Source organism: Novosphingobium sp., assembly GCF_025351285.1.
Taxonomy (GTDB): Bacteria; Pseudomonadota; Alphaproteobacteria; order Sphingomonadales; family Sphingomonadaceae; genus Novosphingobium.
Map to the genome: position 1 here is coordinate 1 of NZ_JANXWG010000121.1, position 12,933 is coordinate 12,933.

General features: G+C 64.3%; 12 protein-coding genes. 8 read left to right on the forward strand and 4 right to left on the reverse strand.

Annotation, left to right across the window (positions count from 1 at the left end):
• The 3 genes from xseA to Q0R16_RS14715 form a co-directional block, all read left to right on the forward strand.
• A partial coding sequence (xseA, locus tag Q0R16_RS14705; protein ID WP_295637610.1) for an exodeoxyribonuclease VII large subunit occupies nt 1-806 on the forward strand: 806 nt, incomplete at its 5' end.
• Nucleotides 807-864: 58 nt separating this feature from the next.
• Nucleotides 865-1,068: a DUF2093 domain-containing protein gene (locus tag Q0R16_RS14710; RefSeq protein ID WP_295637613.1), complete on the forward strand. Its 204-nt coding sequence runs from the start codon at nt 865-867 to the stop codon at nt 1,066-1,068.
• A 10-nt stretch (nt 1,069-1,078) separates the two neighbouring features.
• Nucleotides 1,079-1,933, forward strand: a complete 855-nt coding sequence (locus tag Q0R16_RS14715; protein WP_366857768.1) for a M23 family metallopeptidase — start codon at nt 1,079-1,081, stop codon at nt 1,931-1,933.
• A 9-nt stretch (nt 1,934-1,942) separates the two neighbouring features.
• Here the strand turns inward: Q0R16_RS14715 and Q0R16_RS14720 are convergent, their stop codons facing one another.
• Entirely contained in the window at nt 1,943-2,470 is a 528-nt protein-coding gene (locus Q0R16_RS14720; RefSeq protein ID WP_295637616.1) for a hypothetical protein, read from the reverse strand.
• A 270-nt stretch (nt 2,471-2,740) separates the two neighbouring features.
• On the opposite strand from Q0R16_RS14720, the gene Q0R16_RS14725 reads away from it, so the two are divergent.
• Together Q0R16_RS14725 and Q0R16_RS14730 are read left to right on the forward strand one after the other, a co-directional pair.
• Complete coding sequence (locus Q0R16_RS14725) at nt 2,741-5,791, forward strand: TonB-dependent receptor (RefSeq protein ID WP_295637619.1); 3,051 nt, start codon at nt 2,741-2,743, stop codon at nt 5,789-5,791.
• A 148-nt stretch (nt 5,792-5,939) separates the two neighbouring features.
• The gene (locus tag Q0R16_RS14730; protein WP_295637622.1) at nt 5,940-7,520 is read left to right on the forward strand and encodes a sulfotransferase; all 1,581 of its coding nucleotides are present in this window, start codon (nt 5,940-5,942) and stop codon (nt 7,518-7,520) included.
• Nucleotides 7,521-7,522: 2 nt separating this feature from the next.
• On the opposite strand, the gene Q0R16_RS14735 is transcribed toward Q0R16_RS14730, so the two are convergent.
• Nucleotides 7,523-8,551: a hypothetical protein gene (locus tag Q0R16_RS14735; RefSeq protein ID WP_295637625.1), complete on the reverse strand. Its 1,029-nt coding sequence runs from the start codon at nt 8,549-8,551 to the stop codon at nt 7,523-7,525.
• An 89-nt stretch (nt 8,552-8,640) separates the two neighbouring features.
• Here Q0R16_RS14735 and Q0R16_RS14740 point away from each other — a divergent pair, with 89 nt between their 5' ends.
• The 3 genes from Q0R16_RS14740 to Q0R16_RS14750 all read left to right on the forward strand — a co-directional run bounded on the left by Q0R16_RS14740 (nt 8,641) and on the right by Q0R16_RS14750 (nt 10,657).
• On the forward strand, nt 8,641-9,819 hold the full coding sequence (locus tag Q0R16_RS14740) for an aspartyl/asparaginyl beta-hydroxylase domain-containing protein (RefSeq protein ID WP_295637628.1): 1,179 nt from the start codon (nt 8,641-8,643) through the stop codon (nt 9,817-9,819).
• Between the two features lie 156 nt (nt 9,820-9,975).
• Nucleotides 9,976-10,296, forward strand: coding sequence for a hypothetical protein (locus tag Q0R16_RS14745; RefSeq protein WP_295637631.1), 321 nt, complete (start codon nt 9,976-9,978; stop codon nt 10,294-10,296).
• Between the two features lie 40 nt (nt 10,297-10,336).
• Nucleotides 10,337-10,657: a hypothetical protein gene (locus Q0R16_RS14750; RefSeq protein ID WP_295637634.1), complete on the forward strand. Its 321-nt coding sequence runs from the start codon at nt 10,337-10,339 to the stop codon at nt 10,655-10,657.
• A gap of 15 nt (nt 10,658-10,672) precedes the next feature.
• Here Q0R16_RS14750 and Q0R16_RS14755 read toward each other — a convergent pair whose 3' ends face one another.
• Entirely contained in the window at nt 10,673-12,499 is a 1,827-nt protein-coding gene (locus tag Q0R16_RS14755) for a hypothetical protein (protein WP_295637637.1), read from the reverse strand.
• Entirely contained in the window at nt 12,496-12,915 is a 420-nt protein-coding gene (locus Q0R16_RS14760; RefSeq protein WP_295637640.1) for a GtrA family protein, read from the reverse strand. The genes Q0R16_RS14755 and Q0R16_RS14760 overlap by 4 nt, the downstream gene beginning before the upstream one ends.
• Nucleotides 12,916-12,933 lie beyond the last annotated feature (18 nt).

Consider the following 12,933-nt stretch of genomic DNA (forward strand, 5'->3'; position numbering starts at 1 on the left):
GTCCGATTCCCCGGCCAGACCTGATCATCGTTGCGCGCGGCGGTGGTTCGATCGAGGACTTGTGGAGCTTCAACGAGGAGGAAGTCGTCCGCGCGATCGCCGCCAGCACCATACCCGTAATCAGCGCGGTGGGCCACGAAACCGATACCACGCTTGCCGATTTCGCCGCCGACCGGCGCGCGCCCACCCCCACCGCTGCCGCCGAGATCGCAGTGCCGGTCCACGGCGAATTGTCCGCCGCGCTGGCCGAACTTTATGCGCGCCAGCAGCGGGGCGTGCTGCGGCTGGTCGGCCAGGCGCGCGAACGGCTGGCGGCGCGGGCCGAACGGCTGCCGCAACCGCAGGCGCTGCTGCAAGGCCAGGCGCAGAAGCTCGATGATCTGGGCGAACGGCTGACCCGTGCGCTCGGCCACCGCACCGAAATCGCCGCGCAAGTGCTGGCGCGGCACGGCGGGGCACTGCGGCCCGCATTGCTGACCCAGCGGCTGGCGCGCGAGCACGAACGGCTGCGCGCGCAGCGGTTGCGCCCCGAAGCGGTGATCCAGCGGATCGTGGTCGCGCGGGCGCGGGTCGATGCGCTCGATCGCTTGCGCCTCCAACTCGACCCGAAGGCACCGTTGCTGCGCGGTTATGTTCTGGTGATCACCCCCGAAGGCCAGGTCGTCAAGAGTCGCGCCGGCGCGGTGGCGCTCGCGGCGTTGCGGCTGGAATTTGCCGACGGCACGCTCGACGTGACGCCGGCGACCGCGCTGCGCGGTCCTTCGCGAAAGGCCGTTGCGCCGCCCGGGCAGCAGGAACTGTTCTGATTCGCACCGGAATCGCGCCGTATTTTACCCGCGCCGAAAATCGTCTAGGGACGTGCCCATGTTGATGTCCTCCTCCTCGCGGCCGACCCGGTTGCAGTACATGCCCAATGGCTTCCGCCAGCTTTCTCCGGGTGACCACGTCCTGTGCGCGGTCACGGGCGAGGCGATCCCGCTCGACGTGCTGCGCTACTGGAGCGTGCCGTTGCAGGAAGCTTACGCGACTTGCGAGATCGCCACGAAGCGGTTGCTGTCCGCCCAATGATCGCTGCCACGTGATCACCGATCGGCGCGCAGCGCTGGCCGGGCTGTCTGCAAGCCTCGGCACTTTGCTGGCCAGCGCTCGTCCGATTGCCGCGGCCGTCCCGCCGATCGCGATCCTCGCCGGAAAGCTGACGCAAGGCGGCTGGGCACGCGGGCAGATGGCCAACGGTTCTTCGCTCAAACTCGATGGGGCGCCGGTGCCGGTCGATCGTTCGGGTGGGTTCTTCATCGCGTTCGATCGCGATGCGGGGCCATCAGCGATGCTCGCCGGTACCGCAGCCAGCGGTTCAACCACAACCCTTCCGCTGACCATCGCGCCGCGCCAGTGGCAGATCGAACACATCAACCTGCCGATGCGGCCCGGCGCCTTGCCCGATGAGGAATTCCTGCGCCGGCGCGCGGCCGAGCTTGCGCAGATCAACGCTGCCCGCGCGCAGAATCGCCCCAGCGAAGGTTGGCGGCAAGCGATGACCTGGCCGCTGACCGGGCGGCTTTCCGGCCGGTTCGGATCGCAACGCATCTATCGCGGAATGGCCGCGAGCTATCATTCCGGGCTCGACATTGCGCGCCCGGCGGGGGTGCCGTTCGCGGCGCCGGCCGATGGAGTGGTGGTGCTCGCCGCTGTGCAGGCCTTCACCCTTGAAGGTCATCTGCTCCTGATCGATCACGGCATGGGGTTGAACAGCGCGTTCCTGCACTGCTCTGCACTAAACGTGGGCGTGGGTGATACCGTGCGTCAGGGGCAGGCCATCGGCCGCGTCGGCATGACCGGCCGCGCCACCGGCCCGCATTTGCACTGGAGCATCAAGTGGCGCGCGGCCAAACTCGACCCGCTGTTGTTCCTGGGCGCCATGCCGACGGGCTGACTGCCAAATCTACTGCACCCGCTGCACGTTGATCGCGACCTGGCCCTTGAACGTAGCGGTATAGCGGCCGAAGGCGTGGGCCTTGATCACCACCTCGGTGCCGGGCTTGGGATCGACGGCCAGGGTGCGGCTCTCGGTCTGTTGCCACACAGAGCCTTCTTCGGTGGTGAAGCGCACCATGGCGAGGCCCATATCGCGCGCCGAGCGGACTTTGGTCTGGAGTTCCTTGACCGCATCCTCGTCGCTGCCACCGAAAATGCGCAACGACGGCATCGTATAACCGAACTGCGCGCGCCGTGCCTCGCGGATCATTTCGCGATCGGCAATCACCACGTCGTGCTTGAGCGCCGCTTGTTCGAGCGCCGAAACGCCCTTGTCATAGCAAGCCAGCCGCGCGGTCGGATCGGGCAACTGCTTGCAATCGACCAGAGCCCGGAAAATCTGCGGCGAGGCGTTCAAGGGCTTGGTCTTGGCTACCGCCGCGCCCGGCATGGCAAAGCAGACCGCGATGAGCAAAAGGGGAAACTTGCCGGTCATCTGTCTTCTCCTTGGGCGTCGGTAGATCAGCGGTAGTCCCCCCGATCGCCGGCGCAAGGGGTCTCTACCCCGAACCACATCACTGTGGCAAATTGGTTACATGGGGAACAAAACCACGGAAGCCCGCCGCTCCCGGCTTTACACCGGCCTACCGTTTGGGCACCCACGCGGCATCCGGGCTGGACCTTTCCTAATTATTGGATCGATGCGTTCAGCCTGGCCTTTGCTGTGGCGGCCCAGATCGCCATTTCAACTAGGGGCTGAGAACTCATGAAGAACTATTCCAAGCTGAAGGCTGGCGTTGCACCTGCGGCGCTCGGGCTTGCCATGATTGCAATGCCCGCCTTCGCGCAAGACGCAACGGCTACGCCGCAAGCGGCCGCTGCCGATGATGCCGCACCGCAGCAGCAGATCATCGTTACCGGATCGCTGATCCGCAACCCCAACCTCACTTCGGCCAACCCGGTCAACGTGACCACGTCGGAAGAAATCGAACTCAAGCAGTCGAACCTGGCTGAAGAAGTTCTCCGCGAAATCCCGGGCGTCGTCGCCAACATCGGTTCTGCGGTCAACAACGGCAATGGCGGTTCGTCCTACGTCGATCTTCGCGGTCTCGGCTCGAACCGCAACATCGTGCTGCTCGACGGCAACCGCATCGTACCGGTCGATTTTTCGGGCCGCGTCGATCTCAACAACATTCCGTTGGCGCTGGTCAGCCGGGTCGATGCGCTCACCGGCGCTGCCGTGACCACGTATGGCGCGGACGCGATTTCGGGCGTTGTCAACTTCATCACCAAGAAGAACTTCTCGGGCGTCGACTTGTCGGTCGGTGAAGCGATCAACCAGAAGGGCGATGGCAACACCGCTCGCGTCGACCTGACGATCGGTGGCAACTTCGATGATGGCAAGGGCAACGCCGTGCTGTCGATCGGCTACCAGAAGTCCGATCCGGTCTACCAGGGCGATCGCGACTTCTCGATCAACCAGGTCAGCTCGTTCACGGGCGGTCCGGCTGGTTCGGGCACCACGGTTCCGGCACGTTTTTCGGGCACTCGCCCGATCGATCCGCTGACCGGTCAGCCCAGCATCGTTCCTGTCGTGGGAAGCACCGGCAACGGCGGCACTCGCCAGATCAACCCGGCCACCGGCCAGGCGGTCAACACGTTCGCGACTTTCAACTTCAACCCGTACAACGTGTTCCAGACACCGTTCAAGCGCTACAACATCTACGCTGCGGCGAACTACCAGATCAGCGACTCGATCGAAGTCTACACGCGCGCCTTGTTCTCGAAGAACACGGTCGACACGATTATCGCACCATCGGGTTCGTTCGGCGGCACCGTTACGGTCAACCTCAACAACCCGTTCCTGCCCGCTGCGCTGCGCAACCAGTTCTGCGCATTCAACGTCGGTGCTGCAGGCACGTACGTGCCGCGCTTCACCACGGCCGAATGCACCGCGGCTTCCACCGCAAGTGGTCCGGCATCGGCTGCATATCGCACCGTCACGGTCGCTCTCAGCCGTCGTGCGGTTGAAGTCGGTCCCCGCATCAGCGACTACAGCACGCAGGTGTTCGATTATCGCGCTGGCCTGCGCGGTTCGATCAACTCGCACATCAACTGGGACGTCAACGGGTCGTACGGTGAATCGACCAAGATCCAGACGATCCAGAACTACACGCTGCAATCGCGCTTCCGTCAGGCTGCCTTGTCGAACAACGGCACGACCTGCCAGGATACATCGAACAACTGCGTTCCCGTCAACATCTTCGGTGACGTAGGCACGATCACTCAGGCGGCAGCCGCGTTCCTCTCGCAGAACAGCACGACCCAGGTGAAGACCTCGCTCGTCCAGTTCCGCGCTCTGGTCAGCGGTGATATCGGCGTAACCTCGCCTGCAGCGAGCGAGCCGATCAACTTCGCGCTCGGCACCGAATATCGCAAGTACCACGCACAGCAGGCTTCGGATCTTCTCGCGAAGACCCCGGGCGAACTGGGTGGCGCAGGCGGTGCAGCTCCGGACATCAACGGCGGCTACGACACTTGGGAAGCCTTCGGCGAAGTGGTCGTTCCGCTCGTCTCGGACAAGCCCTTGTTCAAGAGCCTGACCGCCACCGGCGGAGCACGTTATGCGCGCCAGTCGATCGACGGCACCAAGTTCAAGAACAACGCCTTCACCTACAAGGGCGAATTGAGCTGGGAACCGGTCGCCGGCGTCAAGCTGCGTGGCACTTACGCTCACGCCGTCCGTGCGCCCAACATCGGCGAGCTGTTCTCGCCGGTCAGCACGGGTCTCACCAACCTCGGCACCGACCCCTGCTCGGGTGCGGCACCGGTCGCCAGCGCCAACCTCAAGGCAGTCTGCCTTGCGCAGGGCGCTCCGGCTGGAACCATTGGTTCGATCACCAACCCGACTGCGGCACAGGCCAACTCGACCGGTGGCGGCAACCCTGCACTTCTGCCGGAAAAGGCCAACACCTACACCGTGGGTGTCCTGCTCCAGCCTGCAGTGATCCCGCACTTCACGGTTTCGGTTGACTACTATCGCATCAAGGTGACGGGCGTTATCGGGACCGCTACCCCGGGTGACGCGATCGCGGCGTGCTTCGGCAATCTCACCGCAGCAAGTGCAACCAGCGTTGCTTGTACCTCGATCCGTCGTAACCCGATCACCGGTGGCCTCGATGGCGATCCAGCGACCACGTTCGGCCTGCTCCAGACGCTCAACAACCTCGGTGTGCTCTACACCAACGGTATTGACGTCATTGCAGACTGGAACCACCAGTTCGGCAAGGTGAAGTACTCCACGCACTTCGTGGGCAACTACACCGCCCATTCGAAGTTCAACTCGAACCCCGCTTCGACCAACCCGATCGACCGTGAATGCGTTGGCTATTACAGCGCGAACTGCGGTTCGATCCAGCCGAAGTTCCAGTGGTCGCTGCGTAACACCTTCACCTACGGCAAGGTGGATCTGTCGGTTCTGTGGCGCCACATCAACGGCGTGAAGTATGAACCGTTGCAGGCTGCTGCGGGCGGCGCCCTGTTCATTGGCACTGCACCTGCGGGCACGGGTCCAATTGCCGGCACTTCAGTCAATTTCAACAAGATCCCGGCGTACAACTACTTCGACCTGACCGCTCGTTTTGAAGTGAATGAAAACTTCAGCATGACTGTTGGTGCGAGCAACCTGTTCGACAAGACTCCGCCGATTGTGGGCAACACGGCCGGTGCGACCACCTACAACAGCGGCAACACCTATCCGTCGACGTACGACGCGCTGGGCCGCCGTTTCTCGGTGTCGGCACACGTCAAGTTCTGATCCCCTCCGGGATCGGGAAGTTCTGATCCCGCAAGGATCGGTTGAAACTCAAAAGGAGGGGCGGGCAGCGATGCCCGCCCCTTTTTTGTGCGTGCCAGCTTGCCCTGGCAGTTGACACCCTGACGGGCACCGCGCGACAGATGCTTTCGTGATCGACCCCGCGCTTGCCCATGCTGCCGCCGAAGCCGAAGCCGCTCTGGCTGCGGGCCACGCGGACGGGTACGATTGCATGGTGGCCGCACTCGGCCGCAACGCGCGCGGAGACACCACCTCGGCCGAAACATTGTTCACCCGAGCGCGCGATCTTGCGCCGGATGATCCGGCGGTCCTCACCGGCTTTGCCCAATTCCTCCGCCAGCAAGGCCGGTTGCGCGATGCGGTCGAAATCTGCGACGCAGCGATCCGCGCCGAACCGACTTATGCCGATGCCTGGATCGAGCGTGGCACCATCCTGTCGGGCGGTGGATCGGACCGCGCCGCCAGCGAAAGCTTCGCCCACGCATTGTCGCTGGCTCCGCACGCCGCAGTCGCCCACGCCGGGCTTGCCGCACTCGCCTCCAAAACGGGCGACGCTGACGTGGTACGCGAACACGCGCGTGCGGCGCTGGCCATCGATGCCGCAAATGTCGTGTCTGCCGCAGCGCTCGCGCGGATCGAGATCGAGGCTGGACAGCCGGGCGTTGCTCTCGACCTGCTGCGCCCGATGGTCGTGCGCCTGCGCGAACCGAGCAATGACCGTTCGCTCGCGTGGAGCCTGATCGGTGATGCGCATGACAAACTCGGCGAATGCGACAAGGCGTTCGCAGCTTATGCCCGGAGCAAAGCCGATTTCGGAGCCGCCAATGCCGTGCCCACGCAAACGATCATGCGGCACAGCGCCTTCGTCCGCGCCATCACCGCCGGGCTGGAAGCCATGCCGACGGTGCGCTGGCCCGAAGATCGCGGCGGCGCGGTAGCCGGTGAAGCAAACGTCCACGTGTTCCTGTTTGGCTATCCGCGGTCGGGCACCACGCTGGTCGAGAACGTGCTGGCGTCATTGCCCGGGGTTGCCGCGCTGGAAGAACGGCCGACGCTCGCGACAGCCGATACCGCCGTGCTGGCCGGCGATGCCGCTTCGATCGTGGACCGAATGGCGGCCTTTGCGCGCGCCGATGAGGCTGAAATTGCACCGTGGCGGCAGGCCTATTGGACGAAGGTTGCCGAATCGGGCGTGCCACCAGGCGCACCGGGGTTTGTCGACATGGACCCGCTCAAGGGCACCCGCCTGCCGCTGATCGCGCGGCTGTTCCCGGGCGCCAGGCTGCTGCGGATGATGCGCGATCCGCGCGACGTGGTGTGGTCGTGCTTCCGCACCCATTTTGCGGTGACCAGCAACACGCTCGACTTTACCACGCTGGAAGATACCGCGCGGCATTACGATGCACTGATGCGGCTGACCGCGCTGGCCGAACAGCGGCTACCGATCGTGCTGCACGAGGTCCGTTATGACTGCCTGGTTCGCAATTTCGACACCGAAACGCGCGCGATGTGTGCCGCGATCGGGCTACCGTGGAACGCGGCGATGCGCCGGTTCGACCGCACCGCCAACGCGCGGGGCGTGGCCACCGCAAGCGTCGGGCAGGTGCGCAAGGGGCTGTACGATGGCACGCGGCAGTGGGAGCGTTATGCCGAACAGCTCGCGCCGGTGATGCCGATTCTGGCGCCGTGGATCGAACGCTTCGACTATTGAAATCAGCTGGTTGCGGCCAACGCGGCGAATTGAGGATCGAGTGAGATGCCTGCCGATTTTGCCACGGCGCTGGCCCATATAACAACCTTTTCGATCTCGTCCTGGTGAGCCGAGCGCACCGCCGCATAGTCCCGCGCACGGGTTTCGGCGGTATAGGGTTGGCCCGACTTCGAGTGGCGCGCAAACACCGGTCCGGCGACGATATCGCGCGCCGCATCGGAACCGAGCGTCAGCCCGAAATGCTTTGCTATCGCTCCCAACGTCGCATCAGGGACCGCGTGCAAGCTAGCCGAATCAAGAAACCTCAGGCGCTCCTGGCCAAGCCGTTCGGCCAGCCGCGCAAAGAGCTGATGTTGCGCCAGCCAGCCGACTGCGGCCACTTGCAGGTCGGTCTGGCGGAAATAGTCCTCCGGCGTAAAGGGCAGGTCCAGCGCGCCATCGCGCATGAAGGCTTCGAGCAGTTCGCGCACCCACAAGCGGCAATCGATGCCCTTGCGCGCCACCGAAATCAGGAACGTTTCGAGCGGGGCATGGAGGAACAGCGCGCGCGATTGCGGACGAAGCATAATCAATAGCAGCGCCAGCGGATTGACCAGGTTCGACGGTTTGACCACCACCGCCTCGCCTGGCCCAAACGGCCGCCCAAGCAGCCTGGTCGCTGCATCGGCGGCGCGCGCCACGGCACGGGGTTCAGCACCGCGGCGCCGGAAACCGACCAGATCGTTCAGGATCATCGGCTCGCTCAATCCCATCGCCACCCCCGGCCGGTCGAACGCGCGGACGAGCATGGTCGAACTGCAAAAGGCCGAGTGGAAGATGAAATGGAGCGGAGCGTCGCCCGGCAATTCCAGGCACTGCAGGGCGGGCACATCGGGCGCGCTCTCGCGCACTTTCAGGTAATCGTCGGTCAGGAACGGCACGGTGTCATGATCGCCGCGCGGCAATCGAATGAAGCGGAAGGCATCGTCGCTTTCGACAAAGCGGTGTGCCAGCCATTCGGGATCATTCAACGAAAAGCGCGTCGTGGCCATGCCAGCGGCTTAAGTCGTCGCGCAACGCCCGACAACTCCTACTTGCCGTGCCGCCGGGCTGGACCTAACCTCGCAGTCAGGGGGTTAGCATGATCGACTTGGCCAAGGCCCAGGAGGCGAACGCGCACGGCATGGCGGCGTTGCGGGCTGGCGACCATGCCGCGGCGGCGGCTGCGTTCGGCCGAGCGACCACGGCTGACCCCACCGCGATTCCGCTGTGGTCCAATCTTGCGCATGCATATCGGTTGGCTGGCGATGGCGCGGGCGAACGCTTTGCGCTCGAACGGGCCTTGTCGATCGACCGCACCGACTTCGGACCACAATTGCGCATGGCGCAACTGCTCCAGCGGCTTGGCGAGGAGACCGCTGCGCTTCAGGCCTGGAGCGGGGCGTTCCAGCTTGCAGCGCAGATGCCCGCGCTCGCACCCGCGATCGAAGCCGAGATTGCAGCGGGCAGGGCGTATTGCGATGCGCTGCAGGGGCGGATCGAATCGCGCCTGGATGTCGCTTTCGATGCAGTCAGCGGCGAGTGGGACGAGTGTGAAAAGCGCCGGATCAACGCATTTGTCGACCGTGCGCTGGGCAAGCGGGCAATCTACACCAACGAATGCGCCGGTTTGCAGTACCCGTTCCTGCCGGCAGACGAGTTTTTCGATCGCCTGCACTTCGATTGGCTCGACCAGCTCGAAGCCGGCGCTGGGGTCGTCCGGGCCGAACTCGATGCGCTGTTGGCTTCACCGGGCGAGGTCATGCGGCCTTATGTGCGGATGGACGAAGGCACGCCGCAAAACTTGTGGAGCGCTCTGGATCATTCGCTCGACTGGTCGGCATGCTTCCTGTGGGAATATGGCGCGCCGAACCAGCCCATTCTCGATCGCTGTCCGCAAACCGCCGCGCTGCTGGAGCGTCTGCCGCTGGCGCGCATACCCGGTCGCGCCCCCAACGCGTTCTTCTCGCTGCTGCGCCCGCACACCCGCATTCCGCCGCACACGGGCGTAACCAACACCCGCGCGATCCTCCACCTTGCGCTCGACATCCCGCCCGGCTGCGGGTTTCGCGTGGGCGGTGAAACGCGCGAATGGGTAGAGGGCAAGGCCTTCGCCTTCGATGACACGATCGAGCACGAAGCCTGGAACGACAGCGACCGCAGGCGAGCCGTGCTGATCATCGATACCTGGAACCCGCACCTCACGACGCGTGAGCGCGATGCGATCGTCCGCTATACCGATATGGCCGACCACGCGCTGGCAACGCCACAGTCAAGCTAGACACTGGTGCTTTGCTGCAGAGCGTTGCCAAAGCCAAAATCGGCCCACGAGCAAAAACTCTGGGCGGTCTGATCTGCTTGAAACAGCATTGAAATACCGATATGTTTTGGCATCCGCCGGACATCCGGTGCCATTTCTGGCGAAAGTTACCCGACTGTGCTGACCACCTTCATTCTGCTGCTCGCGGTGCAGGCCGCAACTCCGGCTTCGATGCCACCGGGCGTTATCCAGACGACTGTGAGCGAACCCGACGTGCGCAGCATGTCGCCGCGAGACATCAAGGCTTTCAATGCGACAGTGCCGTCGAAGCATCCCTATCACATTCGCTGCACACGCGAAGTCGATGTTGGTTCGCTCATCAGAGGAGCAACGACTTGCAAGACCAACCAGCAATGGTCGAAAGCCGAACAGGTCGGCAACGATGGCGTGCGAGAGATGAGTGACAGGATGACAAGCAAGGCCGAGAACGGCAACTGACCGGAACGAGCGCGCTCATTTTTGCGAAAAGGACCAGTTCATGCTGACTACCTTCATTCTTTTGCTCGCCGCCCAAGCCGTAACGCCTGCTCCTGCAACATCGGGGGTTATGCCAGCCACCATCTCGGAACCCGACGTGGTCCACATGACTCCGAGGGATATCAAGACCTTCAACATGTCGGTGCCGAACAGCCATCCTTACCACATCCGCTGCCGGCGACAGGTCGATATCGGATCGCTGGTGGCCGGAACCACCACTTGCAAGACCAACCAGCAATGGACCCGGGCCGAAAACATCGGCAACCAGGATGCTCGCGATCTAGGCGACAAGTTGGCCAGTAAATTTACCGAGAGCAATTGATAGTGCGAATCGGGGTCAGCCGGGGCGCTTCGTCAGCCCGCGGCCATCTGCCGGCGCAGAACTGACGCGCCAAGCCTTGAAGTGGCTGCCCGGCGCCAGGTCGACCGGAGTCAGCCACGATGGCGCCCGGTTGGACAACAGCGCGGCCATGAGGCCTTTGGGCGCCGCGGTGCGATAGTTGTCGGCCTCGATCTGGTCGGGGCAGATCAGCAGCAGCGTGGCGTGGCGTTTCACGACGATCGCTTTTGCCTCGTCGGGCGGCGCGATGAACGCGGCGATCACGTCGTGAATCCCGGCAACGCCGCGATGGTGACCGGTCGCGATGACGCGATGGCCGGTGTCCAGGATGATCCGTGGGCCCGGATCGAGCGGTGCGAAAATGTCGGTATCAGGTAATTTGCGCAGGCCCACGGCGAGCTTGTCGTAGTCGCATGAACTGGCCCCGTACGCTTGTGGCGCAGCCGTTTGCGGCTTTCGGGCGGGCAAGGCGACTTGCGTCGCCGCATCGACCGTTACGACCGGAACTCCGGGAAAAACCAGCAGCAGTACGGTCGCGTAGCGCAGGACGCGGCGCCACACGGGTGCGGCGGCGATCCGGGCAATATCGATCCGATCGCGTAGCAGCCAGCCCGTCGGAACCGTTGCGATCAACGCCGCGGCGCCACAGGCCCGTGTCACCATCAGGCCGATCAGCGTTGCGGCAAGCATGATCAGCGTAAAATCGAACCACCAGGCCCGCTCGGTAGCGGTCGGCGCGATTTGCAGCAGGCGCAGCGATGCCGCCAGCCCGATCACCGGCGGCCCGACCATGAAGATCAATTCGCGCCACGTCAGGTTCCAGACCGGCTGGCCTTCGAAGACGTTTGCGTACCAGAACTTGCGCACCAGCGGATCGAGCGCGGCGAACGCACCGTTGGCGCAACTGGGCGCAGCCGCCAGCACGATGGCTGCGGATATTGCGGCCACGGCTGCGCCCGCTGCGGCAATTGCCAGCGGCGGGCGGTTGCGCAACGCGGTCAGGCCCAGGCAGCCCAGCGCGGCAGCAGCAAACGCGGCGAGGTGTGCGGGCGAGACGGTGTCACAATGCTCGGCGAGGTCGGTCAGGCCGCGCGTGCCGAGGAAAAACGCAATCGAACCGAGTGCCAGCGCAGCGCTGCCGTGGACCAACCCCGCCACGTCGGCGCGGTTGCGGAGGAAGCGCAGCGCCAGGACGCCCACAAAAGCAGCAGTCAGCGGCAGGCCTTCGATCGATATGGCAAGGCTCGCGGCCATTGACAGGCCGATGATCCAGCCGCCTTTCGCCCGATCGGTTTCGGCCAACCCGTTCAGCGCGGCCAGCGCCAGCACGATCTGCCAGGCGTGATGGTCGATCCGCATCGGCTGGAATTGAAACATGGCTGGCACCGACAACGCGGCGAGCAGGCAGGAAAAACCGGCGATCTCGACCGTGAACAGCCGCCCCGCCAGCCGTCCGATCAAGGCCAGTGCGCACAGCAGCGTCAGCAGCGGCACCACGATGCAGGTCATGGTTTCAGCGAGTGGTTGGCCCAGCAGCGGGCGCAGCGCGAGTATCATCGCGGCGATCGGAATGTCGACCAGCCGCGACCAGTGCATCGGCACGCCTTCGGGGGCTGCGATGCGGTACTGATGGACATCGAACCAGCTTTGCCCCGCAAGCAGATCCCGCACTTGCACCAACCGCAGCGCGTCGTCGGGATCGGGGAAACGGTGCATGAACAGCGCATGGCCCTTGGCCACGAACATCAGCGCGCACAGCAGAACCCACACGATCACAACGCGGATGGCCAGCGCTCCGCGTGGGGGCGAAGAGCTTGTGTTCACCGGAATACGACCCGCTGGCGCAACAGCCAGGTCACGGTGAAGCTGGTGACGATGGCGAGCAGCTTGGCGATACGCGGATCGACACCGATTCGGGTGGAAAGACCGACGATCAGCGTCGTCAATGCCAGTCCGACAAGCGCCGAAACAAGGAATAGCGCCTTCTGGCGGGTGCGGGCTGGACCTGCGGGTGCGATCTGGTCGGCAAAGACCTTGCGGCTGGAAAGCAGCCAATGCGCGACAATTCCCAGCGTGTAGCCAAGCGCGGAAGCAGGCGCCGGCCGCACGTGCAAGTCAAGCAGCGCCAGGAAACTGCCGTAATCGATCGCCAGCGCGCCCAGACTGGCGATCGCATATCGTAGCAGCGTGATCTGCCGCAGCCGCTGGAGCAGCGGGGTCGCGGCGAGCGTTCGGGCCATAGTGGTTCGTTCCAGGGC